This is a genomic window from Streptomyces sp. NPDC032745, from assembly GCF_055579465.1.
In genome coordinates, this window is the sequence record NZ_JBVING010000005.1 from 81465 (window position 1) to 106939 (window position 25475).

Sequence of the window (25475 nt, forward strand, 5' to 3'; positions counted from 1 at the left end):
CGCCCCGTGCGCGCCACAGGGGGATGGGCGCCAGGTTGACTCCCCCTCCTGCCGTGACCGCGGCTCACGACCGAATACCGGGAGGGCCGCGTGAGCAAGGACACCAAGACCGAATCCGGCACCGCGGGGGTGTCGGACTCCGAGCGGCTCCTCTTCGGTGGCGAGCTCGCCTACGACATCGGCTGGGACCGGCACGAAGGCGCCTGGCTGAAGCTCGGCCTGTGGGCCATGGCGAAGGAACTGCCTCGGCTGGTCGGGACGGGCTTGCGGCTCGCACACCTGGCCGACGCCCGCGCCCTGCGCGTCGTCCTGGCCTCCGAGGCTGGCCGCGGGATCGCCCAGGCCGTGGGACTGGTCGCCGTGAACAGCGTTCTCGGACACATCCTGGCGAGCGGCAGCACCAACGAGCGCCTTACGCAGGCCGTACCCGCTCTCACGGTCGTGGCTGTGACCGCGTTTCTCGGTTCGCTGCTGCGGTCGGCGTCGACGGCAGCCACCGGAGCCCTGGAGCCGAAGGTGCAGCGGGTGGCGACCGAGCAGTACCTGGGGCTGGTGCACCGTACGGAGCTCGCAGCGATCGAGGACGACGAGTTCCACCGGCTCCTGGACGCGGCCCGGTACGGCGCTGACTCCGCCCGGCGCATGATCCGCTACTGCACCAATACCCTCAACTCTGCGGTCTCCCTCATCGCCGCGGCCGGCGTGCTGACCGTCCTGCACCCGCTGCTGCTGCCGCTGCTCGTGCTGATGACCCTGCCGAGCGCGTGGAGTTCGTTGATGATCTCCCGCCAGAAGTACATCTCCTTCCACGCCTTCGTCCAGCACGCCCGGGCCGGGCATCTCCTCGGCCAGCTGCTGACCCAGAAGGAGGCAGCGGCGGAGGTCCGAGTCCACGGCGTCGGCCCGTTCCTGCTGGGCCACTTCCGGACCATGGCCGAGACCAGCGAGCGCGAGCAGACCCGGCTGGCCCGCCGCGCCGCGCGGATCGGGCTGGTTGCTGACGGCGCCGGCGGCATCGCCACCCTCCTCACCTACGGGGCCCTGGGTGTGCTGCTGTGGGGCGGGGCCATGGACCTCGCGGTCGCGGGCACGGCCGTCCTGGCCATCCGGACCGGTGCTGCAAGTCTGGACACCCTGGTGCTGCAGATCACCGAGCTGCACCAGGAGTCGCTGTTCGTCGCCGATTTCGAGCGGCTGTGCCGGGAGGCTACGACGCGGGCAATCCCCGTGGGCGGGCAACCGCTGCCCGAGAGGCTGCGGGAGGTCCGGTTCGAGAAGGTCTCCTTCACGTACCCCGGCAGCGGCAGCAACGAGCCGGAGCCCACACTGCGCGACGTGAGCCTGGGGTTCCCGGCAGGCAAGATCATCGCGCTGGTGGGCGAGAACGGCTCCGGGAAGTCCACGCTGGTCAAGCTGCTGGCCGGCCTGTACCTGCCTGATGAGGGCAGCGGCACCATCTGGTGGGACGACGTCGACGCCCGCACCGCTGACCGCGACCAGGTCTTCGGCCGTGTCGCGCTGATGTCGCAGGACTTCTACCACTGGCCTTTCACCTTCCGCGTGAACGTCGGCATCGGACAGCCCAGCCAGGCCATCAACGATCAGGCGGTCCAGGAGGCTGCTGGTTTCGCCGGCGCCGACCAGGTCCTCGACGACCTGCCGCAGGGGCTCGGCACGCTCCTGGCCCGCGGCTACCGCGGCGGGCACCAGATCTCGGGCGGCCAGTGGCAGCGGATCGGCATCGCGCGGGCGAAGTACCGGAAGGCCGAGATCCTGATTGTGGACGAACCGACCAGCGCCCTGGACGCCGTCGCCGAGCAACGGGTCTTCGATCAGATCAGGGCCCTGGCCGCGACCTCCGGCCAGACGATCGTGCTCATCACGCACCGCCTGCATTCCGTGCGCCACGCGGACCTCATCCACGTCCTCAAGAACGGCCGGGTGGCGGAGTCGGGCACCTTCGTGGAACTGATGGACCCGGCGACGGGCACTGGGGACTTCCGCGACGCCTACCTGGTCCAGGCAGCAGCCTTCGATGCCACGATCCCGGCGCAGCCCGCCGGCGATCACGACATCGTGCGCGCTGAGGACCACGTATGACCCCCGTAACCAAGGACCCCGGGGTGAACGACGCCCCTGTGGGGGGATCCCACGCGGAGCAGTCACACCCAGACCGGCAGTCCGGAACCCCTTCGCGCTCCGTCGTACCCGGGGCTCCGCTGCTGTTGGCCGATGGTCATCATCTGCTCTACCGGGCTCACTTCGGATTTCCCCGGCATGTGACCGCGACCGGCGGGGAGGACCTGACCGGCCTATTCGGGTTCGTTGCCCTGCTGCGCAAGGCGCACCGGGAGCACGGTCCGGGTCATGAGGTGTCCGTGGTTTTCGACGCCGAGGACGGCGCCGCCGACCGCGCTGAGAGCGTGCCCGGCTACAAGGCGGCCAGGGCGGGTGCCGACCACAGCCCTGTCGTCCATCTGCCCGCAGTCAAGCGGGCGCTGGACGCGGCGGGGGTGCGGTGGCTGGAGCAGCCGGGCTGTGAAGGGGACGACGCCCTCGCCACCCTGGCCCGCCTCGCCGTCGACGCAGGCCGGGAGGTGATGGTGTTCTCCGGCGACCGTGACCTGTTCGGACTCTTGGATGGGCACCGGGTGCGGATCCTCAACACCCGGCTTCCTGCCGGGCGTCAGCTCGTGACGGCCGCGGACGTGACCGCCCGCTTCGGTGTTCTCCCGGTGCAGTGGCCGGACTTCCGGGCGCTGACCGGGGACGCATCCGACAGCATCCCCGGGGTCGCCGGCATCGGTCCGGTGACCGCCAAGCTGCTTCTTGCCGGCGGGCTCCGCCTGGAGGACCTGCCCGAGAAGGCGTCCGGCCGGACCGGGACAGGGCTGGCTCGGGCTCGCGCGCAGTGGCAGGAGGTCTTGGCATGGCGGGAGGCACTCTGTCTGAATGCTCAGGTCCCGGTCCCTGACGATCTCCTCACCGGCCAGGCCACCCCGGAGCTGATGCCGGCAGGCCAACTGCTGACAGAGGCGGGCCTGTGGTGACCCTGCCCAGTCCCCGGCCTTCTCCCCCCGGGAAGGCGTCCGCACTCGGGCCGGTGTTCAGGCTCTACCTGAGCGGGGAGGCCGCCGGGCTGGCGGGGACATCGGTGCACCTGGTGGCGCTGCCCACGCTCGCCGTCCTCGAGCTGGACGCGACGGCCGGGCAGGCCGCTCTGCTCGCCTCCCTGGCGCACCTGCCCACCTTCCTCCTCGCGCTCCCGTTCGGAGCCGTCGTCGACCGGCATGGAAAGCGGGCCTTGATGGTGGGCACCGACCTGGCCGCCGCCGCGGCCGTCGCGGTCATCCCGGCGGCGGCGCTGGCCGGTGTGCTGTCGATGCCCGTGCTGTACGGGGTCGCACTGGTCCTGGGTGCGGTGAACGTGCTGCACCAGGCGGCGGCCATCGCGATCGTGCCGCAGCTGGTCGAACCAGCCCTGCTGCACCGGGCCAACGCCCGGGTCGGGGCCGCGTTCGGGGCCGCGGACACCGCCGGAACGTACCTCGGCACCGTGGTCGTCGCCGTCGTCGGCGCGGCCAGGGCGTTCTGGCTGGACGCCCTGTCCTATCTGGTGTCCGCCTGGTGCGCGGCCCGGATTCCGCAACCGGGGCCGCCGGTCGCGGCGGCCGAGGGCAGGCGCAGGTACCGGTTCGCCGGTGAGATCTGGGAGGGCCTCGCCTACACGGCACGGACCCCGCTGGTGAGGGACCTCGTGCTGGCTCTGACCCTCACCGGTGTGGGCGTCGGCGTGACCAGTGCCCTGTTCGCGTTCTACCTGCTGACCACTCTGGGGGCGGGGCCGACCGGGCTGGGGATCGTGATGGGGGTCTCCGGCGGGGGCGCGCTCGCCGGCGCTCTGGTGGCCCCGAGGATCGTGGCCCGCTTCGGCCCCGGACCCACCCTGCTCGCCGGATTCGCCACATGCCCGACGGCAGGCGTGCCCCTTCTGATCGCTGGGCCCGGACCCGGCTGGCTGGCGGTCCTCGCCGTGGCGGGCGGTCTTCAGCTCGCTGCCGCAGCGGTGGCTGGTACCACTCAGAGGTCGCTGCGCCAGCAGGTCTGTCCGCCGCAGCTGCAGGCGCGGGCGCAGCAGACCTCCACCTGGCTCGTCTCCGGGAGCAAGCCGTTCGCGGCCCTGGCGGGCGGCGCTGTGGCCACCGCGTACGGGGCCCGTGCGGCGCTGGTCGCCGGGACGTTGCTGCTCGTGGTGCCGGTGGCCGTGCTGTGGCGCTCGCCCGTCAGCCGCCTGACCACCATGCCGGTACCCGCTCCACCGGCCGGGACATCCGCCCTCGTCGGGCCCGATCGCCCGCCCGCCGAACCAACCGCACCAGACCCACGCCCCTGAGCGTCACGCCCTTCCCTGCCTTCTCCCCGAACTGTGAGGCCCGCCTTGCCACCCAGCCGCTCGCACATCCACGATCTCGTCACCGCCTACCTGGAACAGCGCCCAGCCGAAGCACCGCCGTTGGCACCCCTGTTGCGGGCACTGGACGACTGCGACGACCCCACGAGCCGCTCCACCCTGCCCGGGCACGTGACGTGCAGTGCGGTTGTGGTCGACCGCTACCGCCGCGTCCTCCACATCCGTCACAACGCCACCGGCAAGCTGCTCGCCCCGGGCGGACACGTCGAGGACAGCGACCGGACGCTTCTGGAAGCGGCGCTGCGCGAGGTCCACGAGGAGGCCGGCATCCCGTCCGGCGCCCTGTGCACCACCGCCGAGTACGGCACGCAGCCCTTCGACATCGACGTCCACGACATCGACGCCAATACGGCCAAGGGTGAGCCGGCCCATCAGCACTTCGACCTCCGCTTCGTCCTCATGCTCGTCCGAGACGAAGTGGAGATCACGGTGCAGACCGAGGAGGTCTCGGGCGCTGAGTGGCTCCCCTTCGAACAGGTGACGTCTCCGGCCTTGCGGACGAAGCTCTGCGCCTCAGCCCTCAACGGCCGGGTCGAGCCGGCCAACGCCTCTGCGCTGATCCATGACGGCCACGGCCGTTACCTGCTCCACCTGCGCGATGACCTGCCCGGTGTCTGGGAACCGGGAGCCTGGTCCCTGCTCGGCGGCGGCCGCGAACCGGGCGACACCTCCTTGGAAGACACCGTCCGCCGCGAGCTCCGTGAGGAGGCCGGGTTCGAGCCCGACACGCTGGAACCGTTCGCTGTCGAGCTCGCCACCGGCACCGACGGCCTGACCGTGCCGATCCAGGTCTTCACCGCACGGTGGAACGGTGACTGCGTAGGCCTCCACCTCACCGAAGGCGTGATGCTCGCCTGGTTCCACCCCGACGACATGCCCCGACTGCGGCTGAGCCCCTCCACTTTGGACCTGGTGCGCAAGCACGCCGAGCAGTCGTCCCGCGACCAGCTGGTGATCCGGCCCGGGGCTCTCCGGCCGGAGGGGCCGAAAGCCGACAGCACCAGTGTTCCCCACATCGTCGGCATCCACCTCTACCTGGAACGTGACGACCAGGTACTGCTCGGACTGCGGCACCCGGACTCCGCGTACGCCGGAGCCACCCACCACTTCCTCGCCGGACACTGCGAGCAGGAATCCGCCGTGGCCTGCCTGGTCCGCGAGGCGAAGGAGGAAGCAGGCCTGCTCATCGATCCGCAGGACGTCGAGCTGGCGCACGTGGTGCACATGGTGGACAAACCCGGTGCCCAACCCCGCGTCGGGTTCGTCTTCCGCGCCCAGCAGTGGACGGGGACGCCAGAGGTTCTGGAGCCGGACCGGTGCGTCTCCTGGGGTTGGTGGCCCGCCGACGCCCTCCCCGAACCGATCGTCGCTTACACCCGGGCCGCGATCGAGGGCATCCGAGCCGGCCGCCCCTACACCGAACTCGGATGGACCTGACCACCCCGCACCCCGCCCGCCGTCCCCCCACCCAGACGTAAGGAGTCGTACGTGGCCGATCCCACCGTGCCGCCGACCCGGGCCGAGCTCGTCCTCGACGTGAGAACGGAGACCGCCCGGGCGGCGATGGTTGCCGGACTGGAAGCCGCCGGCCACCTCCAGCAGGGCCCGATCCGCGACGCCTTCCTGGCCTTACGCAGGGAGGTGCTGATGCCGCAGGCCTACGTACGGCGCAGCGCCCCGGACGAGACCCCACCCCGCTGGGACCTCCTCGACTGGAGCATCTCCGCGGACCGGGAAGAGCTGCTCGGGCTGCTCTACGGCGGGGAGAGCGTGCTGGTGCAGCACGAGGGTGAGCCGATCCTGGGCCGGGTGCCTGGCCCGCGGTCGGGCGGTTCGATGACGGCGATGTCCAGCACGGTCGGCATGACCGTCGGCCTTCTGCATCGGCTGGGTGTGAAGCCGGGACAGCGATACCTGGACATCGGGACCGGCGCCGGGGTGACCGCGGCAGTGGCCTGCACGGTCGCCGGGGATACCGGGGTGGTCACCCTGGACCGCGACCCGCACGTCACCGCTGCCGCCCGAGAGCGGCTGGCCGCGCTCGGCCACCGGCCTCTGGCGGTGACCGGGGACGGGCAGGACGGCTGGCCCTCGCAGGCGCCGTACGACAGGATCTTCGTCTCCTACGCCGTGACCCGCGTGCCCGCGGCCTGGCCGGAGCAGCTGGCCGTCGGCGGTCTCGCGCTGGCGAGTCTGGCGACGTCCTCGCCGTCCTGGCCCGGGCTCGCCGTCATCACCCGGACTTCCGCCGGGCTGGTGGAAGCCCGCCTGGAGGCGGTGAAGCTCGGGCATCGCCTGCGCGACGGGGGCAAGCAGATCTTCCTTAGCGCCCGCTTCCGGGAAGGGATCGCCGCCGGTGACGGCAGCAGCACGTACAGCACCCGGACAGGCCCGCCTGCAGACGTGGCGCGGGGGCTGTGGCTGGCACTGGATCACCTCCACCCCGGCCTGGTCCGCAACTGGGCCGCCGAAGACCTGGTCATCGGTGCACCCGCGTGCGGGTCCTGGATGACCGCTCGTCCCGACGACACCGGAGGGTGGGCGGTCACGGCATGCGGGCCGCGGGACATCTGGCAGGAGATCCAGGACATCGCCGCCCGCTGGCAGAACGCCGGATCCCCCTCCTCCTACTGGCTCCACCTCGAACCCGACGGCACCCAGTGGGTCAGCGCCGGTACCGGGCCGGCGGACCTTTCCTGGCCTCTCCCCGCCGCCCCGGAACAGCAGGCGGCACCGCACTCAGCGCATGGCCCGCACACCCACCACCGCACACCGAAGGAAGCGACCCTATGACCGTGCCCCCTGTCACCACTCCGAGGACCGGCAGCTGCCAGTGCGGCAAGATTCAGTTCGCGGTCACCGGCGCCCCCGACTACCCCCACACCTGCAGTTGCAAGGACTGCCAGCGGCTGTCCGGGGCCCCGATGATGTCCTGGGTCTCCTTCCCCCTCGACGGCCTGACCTGGAACGAGGGCGGCGAGCCGACGTGGCACTACACGTGGCCGGACTCCCGACGCGGCTTCTCCCCGACATGCGGTAGCCAGCTCTGCGCCCTCGACGACGGTGCCACCAGCATCGCGGTCACCCTGTCCGCGCTGGGCAACCCGACCGACCTGATCCCGGTCAACCAGAGCTTCCGTGAAACCGCCGTGCCGTGGCTGCCCCAGGTCCCCGACACCCGCCACCACCCCGACCGCTGAAGACGAAGGCGCTCTGGCCGCTGCTCGCGGCCCGCGCCTGACGATCGGAGAGACGTGACCCTGTTCGACTCGGTGGACCACCACTACGCCCGCCCCGACCTCTTCACCGACCACAAGCGATTCGAGGAGCAAGCCCGGCCCCTGCTCCAGCAGCACGCCCAAGACGGAGTCCTGCACGAAGACGGTGTGTTCACGGTGCTGCTCGCGCGCCGCCCCGGGACGTCGCGGTGAGCGGCGGGGACCGGCACACCGTGCCGGTCGACGTGCACCTCGTCCTGCGCCGCAGCGGGGAGAGCGGCCCCGAGGTCCTGCTGTCGCGCCGGGCCGGCCCCGTCTACGCGAGCGGCCTGTGGCATCTCCCCTCCGGGCACCTCGACCCTGGCGAAGACATGGTCGAGGCCGTGATCCGGGAGGCCCACGAGGAAACCGGTGTCCTCATCGCGGCGGAGGACGTGACCGCCGCCGTCACCGTCCACCACCACCCGCCCACCGGCTCCCGCTCCCGCATCGGCGTCTTCTTCGAGGTGCGCCGGTGGGGCGGCCGGCCACAGGTCATGGAGCCGGACCGCTGCGACGGTATGGACTGGTACCCGCTCGACGCCCTCCCCGCGCCGATGGTGGCGTACTGCCGGGCAGGTCTGGACGCCTACCGTGCCGGCCTGCCCGCCGCCGTGCACTTCCAACAGCCGGGCGACACCGTCGAACACAGCCCGGACGGCCCCGACCGCACCCGCCTCCTGTCCGGCCCGCCGACCGGTGAGGTGGAGCTGCCGTACCGGCTGCGCGTGTTCGCCGAGCAGGCGATCGGCCGGATCGCGCACGCGACGGAGGTCTCCTGGGTACGCACCGGCAGCCGGGTGTGGCTGCTCACAGGGGTTGGTGGTGGCACCTGGTATCTGAAGCGGCACCGCGGGCGGAAGTTCCATGACCGGGAAGTCGCCGCGTACCGGTCGTGGGTGCCGGCGCTCGGGCCGAGGGCTCCCCGTCTGATCGCAGCCGACCCGGCGGCGCAGGCCGTCGTCATCAGCTCGCTGGCCGGACGTTCGCTGCACGGGATGGTCCTCGGCGCTGCCGACGAGGCGCGGGTCCAGCACCATCTGGGCCGTCTCGTCCGCGCCCTCCACCGCAGTGCTCCCGAGCAGCCCGCTGAGTCCGCGACTGCCGCTGACAAGGTCAAGCGCCATCTGGAAGGCGCTCGACCGTACCTGGCCGAGGAAGACGAGGACCTCGTCCTCGCCTTGGTCAGCGCCTACGCGGACCTGCCGAAGCCCGTGCTCGTGCCCACCCACGGGGACCTGCAGTACCGCAACGTCCTGCTCGACGACAACGGCGAACCGCAACTGTTCGACTTCGAGCGGTCCGAGCACGGGACGGTGACGCGGGACCTGGTGCGGCTGAGCGACACCTGGACCGGGCGCCCGGAACTGCGCGCCGCGTTCCTCGACGGCTACGGCAGACCGCTCACCCCCACCGAGGAGCTGCGCCTTCAGTGCGAGGCCGCCTTCGACGCCGTCTCCGGCATCGCCTACGGAACCAGCCACGACGACCCCGAGGTGACCGAGCGCGGCCACCGCACCCTGCGCCGACTCCACGCCCAGTACCCGTGAGCCCCACATGCCCCTTCAGGGAAGGAAACACCGTGCCCGAACCTCGCCTGGCCACCCCAACAAACGCCGCCGAGATCGCCCGCCTGCGCTCGGAGAACATCCTCAGCGAACCCCTCGACGAAGCCCGGCTCACCACGTGCGCCGACCAGCTCGCCTTACGCCTCCAGTACGGCGGTGACGCCCGCGCCTACGTCATCGACTCGCCCAGCGGCGGGCTCGCCACCTGCGCCCTCGGCCTGGTCCACGCCGTCCTTCCCGCCCCGAAGTACCCCAAGGGGCTGGCCGTACGGATCCACGCCGTTGCCACTGACCCCGCCCACCGGCGCCACGGCTATGCCAAGGCCGCGCTCACCGCGCTCCTCGATCACCTGGAGCGCGATGGGGTGACCCTGTACGAGCTGTACGCCAGCGCCGGCTCGGCCCCGCTGTACGAGGATCTCGGCTTCGCCCCCGACCCGGCGCTCATGCGGATGACGCGCTTCCCCGCCCTGGCCGAAGGGAACGCATCGTGAGCAAGAAATGGCTTCCTCCCGAGGAGTTCGCCGCGACCTTGCCGAAGGCCACGGTCTTCGGGGCCGTGTTCTTCACCGACGAGGAGGACCGGCCCGTCCATCTGCGTGCCACGTACTCCAGCGCCCACCCCTGGCAGTGGCCGGGCGGCGTCGCCGAGTCCGGCGAGCGCCCTTGGGAGACGGCCGTGCGGGAGTGCCGCGAGGAGACCGGGCTCCACGTGGCGGGACCGCCGAAGCTCCTGGCCACGGTGTTCGGGCTGCCGGGCAAGGACTGGCCGCTGGCGACGGTCGGGTTCGTGTTCGACGGCGGCCGACTGTCCTCGCGGCAGCTTGCCGAGATCGTGCTGGACCCGGACGAGCACGATCAAGTGCGCGCCCTGACCGTGTCCGAATGGCAGGAGCTGATGCCGGGACGGGACCACGCACGGCTCGAGGCAGTGGTGGCCGCCCGCCACGCGGGGATGCCGGCGTACTTCGACACCTGGAATTGGGAGGCCTGAATGAGCATCGTCCTGATGTCCGACCCGCGGGTCGCCGCGATCCCGGTGGCCGACAACGGCGAGCCCCTCGCCGACGTCCGCGCCGGCGGAGAGCTCCTCCTCGATGACCGCCGCTCCGATCCCGCGTACGCCTTCGCGCACCTCCGCTCCGGCGTCCTCGACCGGCTGCTGCACGCCCAGTCGCTTCTGCCCGACGGCCTGCGCGTGCTCGTCGTCGAAGGGTTCCGGCCGCCGGCACTACAACAGCGGTACTTCGAGGAGTACGCGGCCGAACTGCGCACCGCCCATGCCGACTGGCCTGCGGAGGAGCTGAGGGCGCAGGCGAGCCGGTACGTGTCACCGCCGGAGATCGCCCCACACAGCGCCGGCGCTGCCGTCGACCTGACCCTCGTCGATGCGGACGGCACTGAGCTGGACATGGGCACCCGGGTCAACGCCAGCCCGGAGGAAAGCGCGGGCGCCTGCTACACCCTCGCCGACGGCCTCCCCCACCAGGCCCGGCTGCACCGCGCCACCCTGAGCCGTGCACTCACGGCCGCAGGGCTCGTCAACTACGGCACGGAGTGGTGGCACTGGTCGTTCGGCGACCGCTACTGGGCCTTGATGACCGGCGAACCGGCAGCCCTCTACGGACCCGCCTCCCAGCGCCCCGCCGATCTCTCCTGAGCAACCCGACGAAAGGGAGCACGTACCGCATGAGCACCACGCACACCGCGCTGGACTGGCACGCCCACTACGAGGCCGGCCGCGACTTCCGCCCGCTGACCGACACCGAAAAGGCCATCCTCACCGAGCACCTGGCCCTGCCGCGGGACACCCAGGACGCCCGGGCCTTGGACGTGGCCTGCGGGACCGGTGAGCTTGCCCGCTTCCTCGCCGCTGCCGGGTACCGGGTCGACGCGGTGGACTGGGCCCAGTCCGCTGTTGAGCGTGCCACCGCGGTCTCGGACGAGGTTGCCTTCCACCAGCTCGACATCAGCGGCGGGGACCTCTCCTCCCTCGCACCGCCCGCCGGCGGCTACCGGGTCATCACCATGCGCCGGGCCCTGGCTCACCTGCACGACCGCACCCGTACAGTCACGGAACTCGCCGCACTGCTCGACGAGGACGGCACCCTGTGTGTGATCACCCCGCACGCGGACCGGCACCCGGAGGAGCTGCGCGGGATCTACCTGGACGACGCCGAGATCGACCTCCTCGCCGACGGCTGGCAGCACAGCGAGCGCGTCGAGGCAGGCGACTCCACCGTCCTGCTGCTGCGCGGGCCCAAGTCCGACGTCGTCGCGTACGGCGAGAAGCGGACGCCGAAGCCGGCCGCGATGGCTGGAGTCGCGGTCGTCGTCACCAACGAACACGGGCAGGTCCTTCTCGGCTGGAACCCTTCCCGAACCGTGTGGGAACTCCCCGCGGGCAAGGTGGAGCCGGGCGAGGCATTCGAGACCACCGCGGTACGCGAGCTCGCCGAGGAGGCCGGCCTGCACGCCCTGACAGAGGCCGTGCTGCTGCTGGGGACGCTGTGCGACGCCACTCACGGCTTCACCCGCATCACCGAGATCGCCCGCATCACCGACTACACCGGCCAGCCCACGGCGCGCGAGCCGGAGTTGATCACCCGGTGGGAGTGGCACACCCCTTCCGCCGTGCGGAGCCTGCCGCAGCCGCTGTTCACCGCTTCCGCCCAAGCCCTGAACGTGGTGTGGCCGGGTCTGCTGCCCGATGTCCCGCCCGCGCACCACACACCCAGGCCGGCGAACGACGTGTCGCTGACGTTCACGGAACCGGCCACGGCGGTCCGGCTCCGCCAGCAGCTGGTCCGGGAACTCACAGCGGCCGGGTGGACCGACACCCCTGAGCTGCGGCGGGCGTTCACAACGGTGCCCCGGCACGCCTTCCTGCCCGAGCAGCCGCTCGCCCAGGCGTATGCCAACGAGGCTGTGGCCACCGTGTTCGACGAGGACACCGGCCGGTCTATGAGTTCGGTTTCCCAGCCGGAGATGCAGGCGGTCATGCTGCGCCGGGCCAACCTCCGGCCGGGCGCCAACGTCCTGGAAATCGGAGGCGGCGGCTACAACGCCTCCCTCATCGCCGAGCTTGTCGGCGCGCACGGGTCGGTGGTGTGCGTCGAGATCGACCCCTACGTGCACGCCCGCACGCAGCGCTTCCTGGCAGAGACCGGGTACGCGGACCGGGTCCGGCCCGTCCTCGGCGACGGCACCCACGGCGCCCCCGGGCACCTGATCCCGGAGAACGGCTTCGACGCCATCATCGTCACCGTCGCCTCGAACGACCTGCCCTGGCGCTGGTCCAGTCAGCTCGCGGAAGGCGGGCACCTGGTCGTGCCGCTGCGCATCGGCGGATTCACGCGAGCTGTCGGCCTGCGCAAGGAGCACTGGGCGCTGGTCTCCACGGACATCAGCCCGTGCGGGTTCGTCCCCATGCAGGGCGTCGGCCGGTGGGACGACGCCCCGGCCCCGATCGGGGAGACCGGCTACGGCATCCGTTGGGAAGACACCCCGCCTGCCCCGCTCGACGGCCTGGACCGCGCCCTGGCCGCAGGCGGGACCGAGTTGTGGACCGGGGTGACGGTCCGCGGCGGCGAGTCGTTCGAGGACCTGCAGCTGTGGCTGGCCACCTCCCTGGTCGGCTTCTGCCGGATGGGCGGCGATCCGGACCGCCAAGGCCCGGTGCGGCTGCCGAAGAGGTCCGGTGCCGAAGCCATCGTCCTCGGCCGCTCGCTGGCCTGCCTGATGGTGGAGAAGCGCGAGCACGACGAAACCACTGACATCTCCACGTGGGAGTTCGGGGTGCAGTTCTTCGGGGAGAACGGCAAGTCCGCCGCGGACACCATCGCTGCGGCCGTGCACACCTGGGACCGGGAACTGCGCGGCCGGGCCACCCCTCAGCTGACGGTGCTGCCCCCGGACACGCCCGACTCCCGCCTCCCCGCCGGGAACGTTGTCGGGAAGAACGACTGCCGCATCGTCGTCAGCTGGCCGGGCCGTGACGGCACCACCGACAGCGGCGTTGGACGTGGCGCGGTACAAGGGAGGTCCGACAAGCAGTGATCATCTGGATCAACGGAGCCTTCGGCAGCGGGAAGAGCACCCTGGCGGCCGGGCTGCACGGGGCGCTGCCCGGTTCGGTGGTGGCCGACTCGGAGGAGATCGGTGATCTGCTGCGCCGCACTCTGAACGAGCATCCCGGCAAGCTCCGCGACTATCAGGATTACGCGGCATGGCGCCGCCTGACCACGGCCTACATCGGAGAGGTCGCCGAGTACACGGGCGGTCACGTCATCGCGCCCATGACCGTGCTCAATCCCGCGTACGCCGCTGAGAACTTCGCGCCATTGCGCTTGTCGCCCGGCCTCGTCCATCTCGCCCTTCACGTCGATCCGGACGGGCTGCGCGCCCGGATCGACGCGAGTGAGGAGTACCCCGGTGACGATGCCCGCAGCGAGGCCGTACGCGCGCACCGGCGGCGCCGGGCGGCGGATTACGCCGCTGCCGCCGCTGCGTGGATGCACGCCGACGCCCACCTCATCGACACCAGCGCTCGCAGGCCAAGCGGTCCTCGATGCCGCTCTGACCCGCCTCCTTCCCCCACCCCCCGCAACCGCCGATGGAGTCCGACCCTGATGACCAGCACCACCGACCTCACCACCGTCCGGCTGGGTACCCGGCCCAGCCCGATGGCCCTGGAGCAGACCGGGCGCTTCGCCGTCGCCTTCCGGAGCCGCTACCCGCAGGCGGTGCTCGACGTCGTCGAGATCATCTCCGAGGGCGACCGGCACCGTGGCCCGCTCTCGGCGATCGGCGGCAAGGGGGCCTTCACCCGCAACGCGGACCGGTACCTCCTGGACGGACGCGTCCAGGCCACGATCGCCTGCGCCAAGGACGTGCCCGGCCCGCACGACCGCTCCCCCGGCATCGTCATCGGAGCGGTCCTGCCCCGTGAGGACACCCGCGACGCTCTCGTCCTCCCCACCGGCCAGCCTGTGACCACGCTCGCCGAGCTGCCGCCGGGTACCCGGGTCGGGACCAGCGCGCCCCGCCGGTCAGCCCTCCTCAAGGCCCTCCACCCAACCCTCGTGCAGGTACCGATCCGGGGCAACGCCGACAGCCGACTGCGCGCACTAGACGCGGGAACGCTCGGCGCGGACGTCGTGATCGCCGCCCTGGCCGGCCTGCGTCGCCTCGGCCAGGAGCACCGGGCCTGCGAGATCCTCGACCCAGCCGTGTGGCTGCCCGCGGCCGGGGCGGGGACTGTGATCGTCGAGCACCGTGCAGACGACCCCGCGACCGGGCAGCTGCTCGGTCCCCTCACCCATACCCCGACCCGGATCCTGCTCGACGCCGAGCGGGCCGCGCTCGCCACGCTGCAGGGCGGATGTCTGACCGCCGCCTCCGCCCACGCCACCCTCGATGCAGCGTCGGGCGTGGTCACCGTGCACGCGGCCGTTCTCGACCCGGCCGGCGGCGACCCTCTGCGCGCCTGCGCGTCCGGTCCCACGACGGCAGCCAGTGCTGTCGGGCAGGACGCAGGCCGACAGCTGCTGGGCGCCGGGGCTGCGCGTCTTCTCGGACGGCCCGCATGACCGAACCAAACGCCCGGCAGGCAGTATTCGCGGCTCCGGCCGAGAAGGCCGATCGGCAACGGATGCGCCGAGCGCACCAGCGAGCCGCCCGTGCCTTCTCTCTGACGGTGTCCGGTCCGGAGGCTTGGGGTTGGCAGGGCCGCACCCTGGGCCGCCGAGCCGACCGGTGGTGGCTGCGGCTGGTCAGCGCTCCTGCCGATAAGTCCGGCGGCCGCCTGTGGGACGGCACTGCTGCCGCGGACTCCGCTCTGCCCCGGTCCGTTCCCCGGCCCCGGCTGCACGACGTCACCGAGTGGACCGACGGCACCAGCGCCTACCGGGCCGAGCTGTCCGAATACATCGCCCAGCCCGCGCTGCAGGCGGGCGGGCCCATCCTGACGCGCGAAGCCAATCTGCCCGGCTCCTGGTGGGCTCACCTTCGGGCCGCCCTGGCCACGACCGCGAGGGTCCCGACCGACCGCCAGGCCGTACGGCAGCAGTGGATCGACCGCAACTTCACCCGCTTCCTCGGCATCCCCACACCCACCATCACCTCCTGGACCACCGGCCACGGCGATCTTCACTGGGGCAACATCACGCCCGAGCCCCTGGTGATCCTCGACTGGGAAGGGTGGGGCCTCCTCCCCACCGGCTTCGACGTGGGCCTCCTGCACGCCTACACCCTCGCGCAGCCGACCACCGCCGCCCGTATCCGTGCCGAGTTCAGCCACGTCCTCGACACCCCCGAGGGCCGGCTCGGTGAACTCGTCGCACTGGCGCAGCTCCTGCAGGTCGCGGGCCGCGGCAGCCACCCCGAGCTCGCGCCGCACCTCGCCCACCGCGCCTACCACCTCACCGGCACGCCCGTACCCGCACCCGCCTCGTGATCCCTCCAGCCCGTCCGGCGAGCACCGACGCGCCCGCCGTCGACCCGACCAACCAGGAGGCCACCGTGCCGCTGCCCAGTCTGCTCGGCGTCTTCGCCCACCCGGACGACGAGGCGCTCGTCGCCGGCGGAGTCCTCGCCCAGCACGCCGACTCCGGTGCCCGGACGACCGTCGTCACCACCACTTGGGCCCCCGACACCCACCGCGCCGCCGAACTGGCCGACGCCACAGCGGCCCTGGGCGCAGGCGAACCGCGCATGCTGGGGTACGCCGACCACCGCATCCCCCAGTCCGCCCCCGGTCGCCCGCGCTTGTGCGACGCACCGCTCGACGAGGTGATCGAGGACCTCGTGAGGCACATCAGGCAGTTCCGGCCCGAGATCATGGTCACCCACGACGCCTACGGCCAGCTCACCGGCCACCCCGACCACCGGCACACCCACCGCGTCACCACCTTGGCGTTCACCGCCGCCGGGCTGGAGCACCTCTATCCCGACGCGGGGGAACCCTGGCAGCCCGCGGCTCTGTACACCGCAACCCACCCTCACTCCGCCCTCGACGACCTCGGTCCTCTGCTCGCCGGAGTGGACAAGTCGGTCCTGAGCGTGCCGGACGAGATGATCACCGCGACGGTCGACGTCCGACCCTGGCTCGGCAGGAAGTGGCAGGCGATCCTCGCGCACCGCAGCGAGGTCGCGAAGCAACGGCCGCTCCCCGCCCTCCTCTCCCGCCTCCCTGAACCGACCCGGAACAGGATCATCGGCACGGAACACTTCTCCCGCCTCAACCCTGAGAAGTCGGCCAGCGGGCTCACACAGCTCGCGGTATAGGGAAAGCCCTCAGACCGCGCCCGCCCGGGCCAGCAACACCGAAGGCCTCCAAGCCGTCCAGCGTTCCCTGCGCCGAGGCGGCGTGCTGCCTTCGCGGCGACCAGCGATGGCGCTGCACCCAATTCCGCTGGCCTGGGGGCCGGTTGCCCATTTACCCGAATCGGCAGGAAGAGATCATTGTGACAACCATCCTCATCGCTGGAGGAGCCGGCTACATCGGCAGCACCGTCGCCTCGGCCTGCCTGGATGCCGGTATCACCCCCGTGATCCTCGACAACCTCGTCCAAGGCCGCCGCGAGTTCACCAAGGGCCGCTTCTTCTATGAGGGCGACATCGCGGACGGCGCGATGGTCGACCGCATCTTCGCGGAACATCGGGACATCTCCGCCGTGGTCCACTGCGCGGCGCTGATCGTGGTGCCGGATTCCGTGGCAGACCCAATCGGCTACTACGACGCGAACGTGTCGAAGAGCCTGGCTTTCGTCGGGCACTTGCACCGCAACGGCTGCGACCGGATCATCTTTAGTTCCTCGGCCTCCATCTACCGGGCCGAGGACGGCTCACCGATCAACGAGGACTCGCTGCTGGCCCCGCAGAGTCCCTACGCACGGACGAAGGCGCACTGCGAGGAGATGTTCGCCGACATCGCCGTTGCTGGGCCCCGCGTGCTCTCGCTGCGGTACTTCAATCCCGTCGGCGCCGACCTTGAGCTGCGCACCGGACTGCAGCTGAAGCGTCCCAGCCACGCTCTGGGTGTCCTCATCCAGGCGCACCAGGAGGGCCGCCCGTTCCCGATCACGGGAACGAACTACCCGACCCGCGACGGCACGGGTATCCGGGACTACGTACATGTGTGGGACCTCGCCGCGGCACACATCGCCGCGATCAAGCGCTTCGACTCCATCCTCGACGAGTCGAAGCGCTCGATCGCGATCAACCTGGGCACCGGTTCCGGCACCACCGTCCGGGAGCTGTGCGACACCTTCAACAACGTCGTCAGCACACCCCTGCAGACCATCGACGCCGCCCCCCGGCCCGGCGACGTGGCCGGCGGCTACACCAAGAGCGACCGGGCGGCCGAGCTGCTGGGGTGGACGCCGAAGCTGTCCCTGGAGGACGGCATCCGGTCGGCCCTGGACTGGATCCCGGTGCGCGATGCGCTACTGACGGGCTGACCCGTCCGTCCCGCAGGGTTCGGTTCTGCCGGTCGCGTCGGTGAAGGCGACGGCTCCCCATGCGATGCTGACCGACGTACGCCGCCGCCGTCGCCATTCGATCCGCTACCCGAGCCCGCCCAATGAGTGGCAACGCCCACGGCACTTAGCCGAGTCCGCGGTCGATGGCGATGCTCCCGCGAGGGGCGCAGCGCGCGCAGCGCCCGGTTGACCTGGCCCGATATCGTCATCGCACCGAGCCGTCTGCGTCCGCATCGCCTGACGCTTTGCCCTAAGTATCAGCTGCTTTGTCGGCTAGCGGTTGTACCGTATGGAGTTGGGGTTATCCCGTGAGGGCCCTGTTGTGAAGGCGTGCAACGCCGAGCATGGCCAGGTGAACGCCGTTGCCCTTGAGTCGGCAGTCCCGCAGAACCTTCCAGTTCTTGAGGCGCGACAGGGCATGCTCGACACGTGCCCGGGCCCGACGGTGGACAGCGTTTTCGGCCTCCTGCTGCGGGCTCAGACGCTGTTGGCCTCGTCTTTTGCGGTGCGGGATGAGCAGTCCGGTGCCCTGGTAGCCGCCATCAGCGAGGGTGGGAACACCATGGCGGGCCCGGTCGACACCGGACTCGGTGAAGGCCCGGCAGTCGTTGCGGCTGCCGGGTAGCGGGTCACCGATGGCCACCACCAGGCGGCTGTTGGCATCAATGACCACCTGCAGGTTCGTCGAGTACCGGTAGTTCTTGCTCGAGGCCGCGACAGTGCAGTCACGAGTGGGCACCAGCGTGCCGTCGACGATGTACACGGTGCCCTCGCGTCTGCGGCGGGCCGGAGAGATCGCCAGCAGCGGCGCCAGATGGTTCAGGATCCGGTCCGCGGCCGACTTTGAGATCCCGAACAGTAGCGCCACCTGCCGCAACGTCAAATTCGTGCGCCAGTACGTGGCCACCAGCAACACCCGGTCCTCCAGCGGCAATCGCCACGGCCGGCCTCGCTGGATGTCACCACCCCGCCGCCGCACCAACGCGACGAGACGGTCGAACTGCACCGGGCTCAACCCGACGAACGACTCGATCCACTTCGGATCACCTGCTGACATCACCCCATCCATGACTGGACAACGCCGACGGGCGGCGGTTGGACACCGATTGGTTCGGTCAGATTCGAGCGGCACTCGACGGGCAGAGGGCGGCGCCGCTCAGACCATGCGTCGTAGCGCGGTCTCCACGGCATCGACCAGCGGATCGCCTTCGGTCCGCGGGTGCCTGGCCAGGCCGAGTTCGATGTCCGGCAGGCTGGGGAGGGCGTCCGCGTCGTGGCACGCCATGGCCGGTTCGAGATTCCCGGGCAGCACCGCCGTAACGCCGAGCCCGGCCCGCACCGCGGCGAGCACACCGACGAGACTGTTGCTCTCGAACGCCACCCGCCAGCGGCGGTCGGCACCTTCCAGCCCTTCCAGCACCGACGCACGCCATGTGCACGGGCCCGAGAACAGCACCACGGGTAGCGGATCGGCAGCCAAGTCCACACCCTGGCCGACCGCCCAGACCAGCGGTCGGCGCACCGTCCAGCGCGGCCGGCCGGGAACGTCCGCCGCCTCGTCGAGCACGAGTTGGACGCGTCCCGCGTCGTACGCCTCGCGCCTCGCGTCGCCGGAGAGGCTGAGCACCTCAAGCGTCGCGCCTGGATGCAGCCGGGCGAGGTCGGCGAGGGCCTGCGGAAGCTGGGACGCGGCGAGGTCTTCGAGCAACCCGACGCCGCAGTGGCCGGTCAGTGCGCGGCCGGCTTCGGTGAGTGCCTGCTGGGAGAGCGAGAGGATGCGCTCCGCGTATGGCAGGAGTTCGTCACCCGCGCGGGTCGGCGAGACGCCGGTCGTGGACCGGAGGAGCAGGGGGCTACCGACGGTGTTCTCAAGCTTGCGCAACTGCTGGCTGAGCGCGGGCTGGCTCTGCCCCAGCGCGCTTGCGGCGCGGCTGATGCTGCCCGCCCGCACAGCGGTAACGAACGACCGCAGCAGTACGATCTCCAGATCCCTGGCCATAAAAATTTATTATATCGGCTCCAATAATATGGCCACTTCCTATTGCCAGATGATTGGAGCTAGCGTCACGCGGGTGACTCGATACCGACAGGTGCTCGCCGTGCCCGGGATGGCATCGCTGCTGGGCGTCTCGTTGCTCGCCCGCACCGCGATCACGGCCTCCGGGATGGCGCTGACGATGTACGTCGTTCTGGGCCTGGACATGAGCTACGCGGCAGCGGGAGGAGCCGCGGCGGCCATGACCACCGGTCTGGCGCTGGGCGGTCCGCTGCTGGGCCGCATGATCGACCGGCGGGGCGCGCGTATCGTGCTGCTGATCACCGTCGTGGTTCAGGTCGCGTGTTGGCTGAGCGTCGCGGTACTGCCGTACACGCCCCTGCTGGCCGCCGCCTTCGTAGCAGGTCTGCTGATGGTGCCGGCCCCGATGGTAACCAGGCAGGCGATCGCCGCGATGACGAAGGCGGGACAGCGCCGGGCCGCCTTCGCGCTGGAAGCGGTACAGGGCGAGCTGTCCTACATGGTGGGCCCGCCGATCGTGATCCTCTGCGCGGCACAACTGCCCTCCGGCGTGGTGGCCTGGGGCGTCGGCGCTGCGATCGTGGCGGGCGGAGCGGGGATCGCCCTGCTCAACCCCCCGCTGCGGGCCGAGGACGAGGCGCCGGCCGCCCCAGCCGACCGCCCCCGTCGCCGGGAGTGGCTGGGCCCGAGAATGATCGCGGTGCTGGTGATGGCGTTCGGCGCCACGATCGTGCTCAACGGTACCGACCTGGCCATCGTGGCCACTCTCAAGGAAGCTGGCCAGGTCTCCTGGGCCGCCGTCGTGGTGGCCGTGTACGGCGCGGCCTCCATCGCCGGCGGGCTTCTGTACGGCGCGCTCCCGCGACCGCTGCCCACCTGGCTGCTGCTCGGCCTGCTCGGGCTGGTAACCATTCCCGCCGGACTGGCCCACGACTGGCACTGGTTGTGTGTGGCAGGCTGCGGCGCGGGGCTGCTTGCCGCACCGACTCTTTCCGCGTTGTCCGACGCCGTGAGCCGGCTCGCACCCGCGAGCGTGCGCGGTGAGGCGACAGGCTTGCAGTCCTCGGCGCTGGGCGCGGGCTTCGCCCTCGGCGTCCCGATCGTCGGCGGGGCGATCGACACGTCCGGACCGGCAGGCGGCTTCGCGGCGGCCGGCCTGGCCGGCCTCGCCGCTGCGCTGATGGGATGGCTGCTGTCCCGGCGCTCACCCATCCGAACGCGGTCGGTGCGCAGCGATCCCAGCTTCACCGGGGCCTCGGACTCGCGATGATCTGCCTGCCGTGCAGTGGCTGAGCCTTCTCAGGCCATGCTCGGCGTTGCACGCCTCCACAACATGGCCCTCACGGCATAACCCCAACCCCATACGGGACAACCTCTAGCCGTGCAGAACGCCGCTGCGGGCGGCGATGCCTCGGAGCTCAGGTGTGGTGCGCCCGGAGAGCAGCAGGCCGGAGACGAGGGATTTCACAGCCGGGCGGGCGTGGGTCTCTTGAGGGGCCCAGTACTCGGCCTGGAGGAGAGCACGGATGCATTCGTCTCGCCGACCCCATTGAGCAAACGCCTTCGCGCGGTCGGTGAAGTAGAGCGCGCGCCGCTCTGTGGAGGGAAGCGACTGGGGGACGAGGGCATCTGCGGCAGCGATGGCGGCCGAGGGATCGCCGGCGGTGTTCTCCGCCGATATCAGGTGTAGCTGCACGGTCGCCCAGCTGAACCCGCCGTTGGTATCCCGCAGGTGGGTGACGGCGCCCAGGCTCTTGGCGATGGCGGCGGCCTCGCTGGTCAGTTCGCGCATGCCTGCTTGATCGCGTTGGTGGGCGACGGTGTAGGCGGCGCACTGGACCAGCAGGCCTCGCTGGGCGATCCCGGCGTTGCCCAGGTCGCGCAGTGCCGGGTCGTCAGCGGCGTTCAGGGCCAGGGTGAGGGCCTGATCGTGCCACCCCGCCTTGCGGGCGAGGACGGCCTGCTGGCGGGCCGCCTCCGCGACCGCCACGGGCGCCCCGCCGGCGGCGGCGAACTGCCGAGCTCGGTCGGCTGCCATCCAGCCGAGTTGCGGCTCGTCGAGCTTGACGAGGATACGCGTCGCCAGGAGGTAGGCCTGCGCCAGCACGCGGCAAGCTGTCGCTGCTGGACTGATGCCCCGCGGTAATCAGGCGTGGGAGGCGGAGGGCGAGGCTGGAGTACGCGCAGTCGTCGAAGTCGGCCGAGGCTCGGCGCAGTTCCGCCGCGAGGACGTCCACCGGCGTATCAGAGGCTGTGCGCCCGAGTCCCAGCATCGCGTCGCGCAACCCCGCAACGAGCGTCTCGCCGAGCTGTGCCTCTTCGGCCTTGGCTGGGGCCACGCCGGCGACGGGAGCCCCCATGGCGGCCGCTGCGGTAACCGCCAGGTTCGCGAGTAGTTGCCTTCGCCGCAGCACCGGGTCCTCTCCGTCTTCGCGCTTTGGGATTCCACCCACTCCCCGGCGGTCTCGACGTACGTCTCGACAGCCGGGCAACCCAGCAGGTCCTGCACACCACACTGCGCGGTGCCCGACAGTTCCTTGGCGCAGCGGCATGCAGCCCGCCGACCTCGTACGCCTATGATCGAGCGGCTGGTTACGTAGTTGAGAACCGGCTCTGACTCAACTTCCGGGGCTGTTGGCAATCTTCACTCGCCAAGGGCTGCCCCGTAACTGACCTCCGAGATGGCCGCCCGGGTTCTGGCGACGGTCATCCGCCAGGATGACCGAGGGGTAGCTCTCGTGGGGGATCCTGATCGGGCGTATAGCCGACGCCTTGTCGTTGAGGTTCGACGATGGTGGGCGTCATGCCGATCACACGTCTCGCCCTTCCGCTCGGCGACACCGAGCGTCCCGTCCCCGTCTGGGCCCTCCGACTCGCCAAGATCCTCCCGTTCGTCGTACTGCCGCACTGCCTGTGGCGGCTGCCGTTCGCCGTCGACTTCCGTATGGGCATGATCGACCCGGCGGCCCCAACCGCTCCCTGGTGGGTTCCGTTCTACGTCGTCGGGCTCAGTGTGCTCACCGAGGCACTGGCTCTGCTCACCACCGGCTTGGTGAGCAGCTGGGGCGAGGTGGTGCCGCGCTGGGTGCCATTCGTCGGTGGTCGGCGGGTGGCGCCGCTCGCTGCGGTGATCCCGGCGGTCCTGGGCGGCCTGGCGCTGGTGGCGATGTTCGACCTCTATCCGCTCGCCTGGGCGGGCGTTTTGCCCGAGGTGGGATTCAGCAACGGATGGTGGATGGCCCTGGCCCGGTTGTGCATCAGCCCGGCGATGCTGTGGGGGCCGATCGTGCTGGCCCTGGCCTGGGCCTACTACCGGCGGCGCCGACCTGCCTGATGGGTCTGCCGGTCCAGTCCGGCCGAGTCCGGATGGCTCCGTGCATACGAGCGAACGCATGGCCGGACAGCATGATTCGCCGCGACACAGTGGTCGTGATCGCCCGGCTCCCGGCAAGGGAGGGTGAGATCATCTTGCTGTGGCTGGTGTGATCACGGCGTCGGAGCCGTCGTGGACAGCCCCGTTCACCGGGCTGAGCCCGCGTGGTTTCGGGAAGCTGGTGACCGTGCTGCGATGCGAGGGTGCGGACGCGGTCCGCAAGGGCCGGCCGTGGAGCCTTCCGCTGGAGGACCGGGCACTGCTGGTGGCGGCGTACTGGCGCACGAACTTGACGATGCGCCAGCTCGCTCCACTCTTCGGGGTCTCGAAGTCGGCGGCCGACCGCATCATCGACCCCCTCGGGCCGATGCTCGCCCTGTAGCCCCACAAGCGGTTCGCCAAGGACACCGTGCTCATCGTGGACGGCACGCTCGTGCCCACCCGCGACCACGCCGTGGCAGAGCAGTTCAAGAACTACCGGTACTCCACCAACCACCAGATCGTCATCGACGCCGACACCCGCCTGGTCGTCGTGGTCGGCCGCGGCCGCTCGCCGGTAATCGCAACGACTGCAAGGCGTGGGACCTCTCACGGCATCTACTTGTCAAGCGGCGACGAGGAGGGGTATCGGGAAGGCTGTCTTTTCATCGAACAAGGTCTGGCTCTGGAGGCAGTGATGGAGTTGGCCGAGCATGCGGTTGAAGAGGTGCCGGAGGGCTGCGGGGTGGAAGTCGCCGCGGGCTCGTCGGCGTCGGTAGTGTGCGTTCGCGCCGCCGGAGGCGGTCAGTGCGGAGAATGCCCAGAGGAACCCGGCGTCGTGTAGACGATTGTTCTTGATCCGTCTCCGCCCGACGTAGTGGTGCTTGCCGGATGCCCTGGTGATGGGTGCCGCGCCCGCGTACGCCTTCAGTCCTTGAGCATCATCGAAACGCGATCGGTCGTCTCCGGTCTCGGCGAGGATGCGGGCGCCGAGCTGGACGCCCAGGCCCGGGAAACTCAGTATCACCTCAGCGTCGGGGTGCTGACGAAACGCCTTCTCCGTCGCTTCGGCGAGTTTGTCGACCGTGTGACAGGCCGCATCGAGCTGCCTCAGCAGCCCGAGCATCTGCTGTCCAAGGGCGTCCTCGACCAGCTGCGGGTGGCGGGCCGGCGGCCGCTGGAGGATCTCGACCCAGCGTTCGGCCTCGGCGTCGATGCCCCGGACCCGGCCCGCTCGCTTCAGGGCCGTGCACAATCGTTTGCGGTTGGTAGCAGCCGCCTTTCCAGGAGTGGGCGCCACTGCCAGGATCGCGCGGGCTTCCGGCCGGCACAGGCCGTTCTGCCAGCCGGCGACGGCCTCGAGGGCGGCCGGGTAGTAGTCCCGCAGCAGTGACCGCAGCTGGTTCGTCAGCTGCTGCCGGTTCCATGTTGCGTCCTGCTGGGCTCGCGCCAGCACGGCAACGGACTGGGCAAGCTCGGAGTCGTTTGGCATGGGTCGGTGCATGTGCGCGTCGGTACGGAGGATGTTCGCCAGCACGAGGGCATCGCCGGGGTCAGACTTCTTGCGTGAGACGCTATGCCGGTCTCGGTAGCGGGCCACGGACAGAGGGTTGAGGGCATAGACCTGCCGTTTCCCCTGCCGCAGGAAGGCCACGAGGAGGCCGCGGCCGGTTTCGATGGCCACTGGGATCGGGTTCAGTTCAGTGTCGCCGTGTTCGGCCAACAGTTCCAGCAGTTGCTGGTAGCCGGCAAGGGTGTCGTCGATTCGAAGCTTGGCCACCAGCTTGCCCCCGTCGTCAGCCAGGGCTACGTCGTGGTGTCCTTCTGCCCAGTCGATCCCGCAGTGGACGGTCAACTGGTTCTCCTTTCCTCTCGTCTGGGCTGGTCAGGAGCCCATGCGGGCCACGCGGCGTTCCAATACCAGGGCTCACCCCACGTCTGGCGTGGGCCTGGCCCTCCCTCTCACTGGCCGTTCGTGGCACCAGCAAACCGCGCGAGCCTCGGTCCGTCTTAAGGCGTCCAGCGCCGAAGGCTTTCGAGGGGTCACCGTGCGGCGAGCTCACACCACAAGAATCAACGAGAAAGCGCCCGTTCGGGTGATGTCAGATCCGAAGCACCGGGAGGCGCCGGTCCCTACAAGAGGCTTCACGAGCCGGAAGTAGTCGAAGCGTCCACCCGATGCCCACGGACCCAACACACCCGACCGAGGACAGCAGCCACGTGTCACCACCGAGTGCTTGTCCCACGCGGGGCTTCAGGGAGCCAGAGGAATCCGATGCATCCCGACGAGCCACACGCAGCTGCTGTCACTCAATCGAACAGCCCGC

Annotated in this window: 22 protein-coding genes and 1 pseudogene; 19 read left to right on the forward strand and 4 right to left on the reverse strand. The window is 70.6% G+C overall.

Features of this window, described 5'->3' with window-relative positions:
- Positions 1 to 90 precede the first annotated feature (90 nt).
- From ACZ5WG_RS14455 to galE, 16 genes are all read left to right on the forward strand, one after another.
- Positions 91 to 2100, forward strand: a complete 2010-nt coding sequence (locus ACZ5WG_RS14455) for an ABC transporter ATP-binding protein (RefSeq protein WP_468723166.1) — start codon at positions 91 to 93, stop codon at positions 2098 to 2100.
- Positions 2097 to 3050, forward strand: coding sequence for a 5'-3' exonuclease (locus tag ACZ5WG_RS14460; RefSeq protein WP_468723167.1), 954 nt, complete (start codon positions 2097 to 2099; stop codon positions 3048 to 3050). Before ACZ5WG_RS14455 ends, ACZ5WG_RS14460 begins: the two co-directional genes overlap by 4 nt.
- Positions 3051 to 3103: 53 nt before the next feature.
- Positions 3104 to 4393 carry an MFS transporter gene (locus ACZ5WG_RS14465; protein ID WP_468723169.1) on the forward strand — a complete coding sequence of 430 codons (1290 nt, stop codon included), beginning with the start codon at positions 3104 to 3106 and terminating at the stop codon, positions 4391 to 4393.
- 45 nt (positions 4394 to 4438) lie between these two features.
- Positions 4439 to 5908, forward strand: coding sequence for an NUDIX domain-containing protein (locus ACZ5WG_RS14470; protein ID WP_468723170.1), 1470 nt, complete (start codon positions 4439 to 4441; stop codon positions 5906 to 5908).
- Positions 5909 to 5959: 51 nt separating this feature from the next.
- Positions 5960 to 7264: a protein-L-isoaspartate O-methyltransferase family protein gene (locus tag ACZ5WG_RS14475; RefSeq protein WP_468723171.1), complete on the forward strand. Its 1305-nt coding sequence runs from the start codon at positions 5960 to 5962 to the stop codon at positions 7262 to 7264.
- The gene (locus tag ACZ5WG_RS14480) at positions 7261 to 7671 is read left to right on the forward strand and encodes a GFA family protein (RefSeq protein ID WP_468723173.1); all 411 of its coding nucleotides are present in this window, start codon (positions 7261 to 7263) and stop codon (positions 7669 to 7671) included. The genes ACZ5WG_RS14475 and ACZ5WG_RS14480 overlap by 4 nt, the downstream gene beginning before the upstream one ends.
- Before the next feature lie 54 nt (positions 7672 to 7725).
- Positions 7726 to 7902 carry a hypothetical protein gene (locus tag ACZ5WG_RS14485; protein WP_468723175.1) on the forward strand — a complete coding sequence of 59 codons (177 nt, stop codon included), beginning with the start codon at positions 7726 to 7728 and terminating at the stop codon, positions 7900 to 7902.
- A complete protein-coding gene (locus tag ACZ5WG_RS14490) occupies positions 7899 to 9278 on the forward strand; it encodes a phosphotransferase (protein WP_468723176.1) in 1380 nt (459 codons plus the stop codon). The genes ACZ5WG_RS14485 and ACZ5WG_RS14490 overlap by 4 nt, the downstream gene beginning before the upstream one ends.
- Positions 9279 to 9310: 32 nt before the next feature.
- The gene (locus ACZ5WG_RS14495; protein WP_468723177.1) at positions 9311 to 9790 is read left to right on the forward strand and encodes a GNAT family N-acetyltransferase; all 480 of its coding nucleotides are present in this window, start codon (positions 9311 to 9313) and stop codon (positions 9788 to 9790) included.
- Positions 9787 to 10290 carry an NUDIX domain-containing protein gene (locus ACZ5WG_RS14500; protein WP_468723178.1) on the forward strand — a complete coding sequence of 168 codons (504 nt, stop codon included), beginning with the start codon at positions 9787 to 9789 and terminating at the stop codon, positions 10288 to 10290. The genes ACZ5WG_RS14495 and ACZ5WG_RS14500 overlap by 4 nt, the downstream gene beginning before the upstream one ends.
- Entirely contained in the window at positions 10291 to 10956 is a 666-nt protein-coding gene (locus ACZ5WG_RS14505) for a M15 family metallopeptidase (RefSeq protein WP_468723179.1), read from the forward strand.
- A 29-nt stretch (positions 10957 to 10985) separates the two neighbouring features.
- Positions 10986 to 13355 carry a methyltransferase, FxLD system gene (gene fxlM, locus ACZ5WG_RS14510; RefSeq protein ID WP_468723180.1) on the forward strand — a complete coding sequence of 790 codons (2370 nt, stop codon included), beginning with the start codon at positions 10986 to 10988 and terminating at the stop codon, positions 13353 to 13355.
- Positions 13352 to 14887: a hydroxymethylbilane synthase gene (gene hemC / locus ACZ5WG_RS14515; RefSeq protein ID WP_468723181.1), complete on the forward strand. Its 1536-nt coding sequence runs from the start codon at positions 13352 to 13354 to the stop codon at positions 14885 to 14887. Before fxlM ends, hemC begins: the two co-directional genes overlap by 4 nt.
- 107 nt (positions 14888 to 14994) lie before the next feature.
- On the forward strand, positions 14995 to 15753 hold the full coding sequence (locus ACZ5WG_RS14520; RefSeq protein ID WP_468723183.1) for a hypothetical protein: 759 nt from the start codon (positions 14995 to 14997) through the stop codon (positions 15751 to 15753).
- 65 nt (positions 15754 to 15818) lie between these two features.
- The gene (locus ACZ5WG_RS14525) at positions 15819 to 16583 is read left to right on the forward strand and encodes a PIG-L family deacetylase (protein ID WP_468723895.1); all 765 of its coding nucleotides are present in this window, start codon (positions 15819 to 15821) and stop codon (positions 16581 to 16583) included.
- 179 nt (positions 16584 to 16762) lie between these two features.
- Positions 16763 to 17758: a UDP-glucose 4-epimerase GalE gene (gene galE / locus ACZ5WG_RS14530; protein ID WP_468723184.1), complete on the forward strand. Its 996-nt coding sequence runs from the start codon at positions 16763 to 16765 to the stop codon at positions 17756 to 17758.
- A gap of 322 nt (positions 17759 to 18080) precedes the next feature.
- Here the strand turns inward: galE and ACZ5WG_RS14535 are convergent, their stop codons facing one another.
- Both ACZ5WG_RS14535 and ACZ5WG_RS14540 read right to left on the reverse strand, forming a co-directional pair.
- The gene (locus ACZ5WG_RS14535; protein WP_468723185.1) at positions 18081 to 18848 is read right to left on the reverse strand and encodes a transposase; all 768 of its coding nucleotides are present in this window, start codon (positions 18846 to 18848) and stop codon (positions 18081 to 18083) included.
- A gap of 87 nt (positions 18849 to 18935) precedes the next feature.
- Entirely contained in the window at positions 18936 to 19778 is an 843-nt protein-coding gene (locus ACZ5WG_RS14540; RefSeq protein ID WP_468723186.1) for a LysR family transcriptional regulator, read from the reverse strand.
- Between the two features lie 109 nt (positions 19779 to 19887).
- Between ACZ5WG_RS14540 and ACZ5WG_RS14545 the strand changes: the two genes are divergently transcribed.
- Positions 19888 to 21066 (forward strand): MFS transporter, encoded by a 1179-nt coding sequence (locus ACZ5WG_RS14545; RefSeq protein ID WP_468723187.1) that lies wholly within the window; start codon positions 19888 to 19890, stop codon positions 21064 to 21066.
- Positions 21067 to 21171: 105 nt separating this feature from the next.
- On the opposite strand, the gene ACZ5WG_RS14550 is transcribed toward ACZ5WG_RS14545, so the two are convergent.
- Entirely contained in the window at positions 21172 to 21903 is a 732-nt protein-coding gene (locus ACZ5WG_RS14550) for a hypothetical protein (protein WP_468723188.1), read from the reverse strand.
- 696 nt (positions 21904 to 22599) lie between these two features.
- On the opposite strand from ACZ5WG_RS14550, the gene ACZ5WG_RS14555 reads away from it, so the two are divergent.
- Together ACZ5WG_RS14555 and ACZ5WG_RS14560 are read left to right on the forward strand one after the other, a co-directional pair.
- Positions 22600 to 23130 (forward strand): hypothetical protein, encoded by a 531-nt coding sequence (locus tag ACZ5WG_RS14555; RefSeq protein WP_468723190.1) that lies wholly within the window; start codon positions 22600 to 22602, stop codon positions 23128 to 23130.
- A 139-nt stretch (positions 23131 to 23269) separates the two neighbouring features.
- A pseudogene (locus ACZ5WG_RS14560) lies at positions 23270 to 23760 on the forward strand (transposase family protein); the annotation flags it as partial.
- 13 nt (positions 23761 to 23773) lie between these two features.
- Here the strand turns inward: ACZ5WG_RS14560 and ACZ5WG_RS14565 are convergent.
- Positions 23774 to 25003 carry an IS110 family RNA-guided transposase gene (locus ACZ5WG_RS14565; RefSeq protein ID WP_468723192.1) on the reverse strand — a complete coding sequence of 410 codons (1230 nt, stop codon included), beginning with the start codon at positions 25001 to 25003 and terminating at the stop codon, positions 23774 to 23776.
- Positions 25004 to 25475: the final 472 nt, after the last annotated feature.

Coding starts and splice junctions, on each gene's coding strand:
- ACZ5WG_RS14460 (WP_468723167.1), top strand. CDS start 2,097: ATGACCCCCGTAACCAAGGACCCCGGGGTGAACGACGCCCCTGTGGGG.
- ACZ5WG_RS14480 (WP_468723173.1), top strand. CDS start 7,261: ATGACCGTGCCCCCTGTCACCACTCCGAGGACCGGCAGCTGCCAGTGC.
- ACZ5WG_RS14505 (WP_468723179.1), top strand. CDS start 10,291: ATGAGCATCGTCCTGATGTCCGACCCGCGGGTCGCCGCGATCCCGGTG.
- fxlM (WP_468723180.1), top strand. CDS start 10,986: ATGAGCACCACGCACACCGCGCTGGACTGGCACGCCCACTACGAGGCC.
- ACZ5WG_RS14535 (WP_468723185.1), bottom strand. CDS start 18,848: ATGGATGGGGTGATGTCAGCAGGTGATCCGAAGTGGATCGAGTCGTTC.
- ACZ5WG_RS14540 (WP_468723186.1), bottom strand. CDS start 19,778: ATGGCCAGGGATCTGGAGATCGTACTGCTGCGGTCGTTCGTTACCGCT.
- ACZ5WG_RS14545 (WP_468723187.1), top strand. CDS start 19,888: ATGGCATCGCTGCTGGGCGTCTCGTTGCTCGCCCGCACCGCGATCACG.
- ACZ5WG_RS14555 (WP_468723190.1), top strand. CDS start 22,600: ATGCCGATCACACGTCTCGCCCTTCCGCTCGGCGACACCGAGCGTCCC.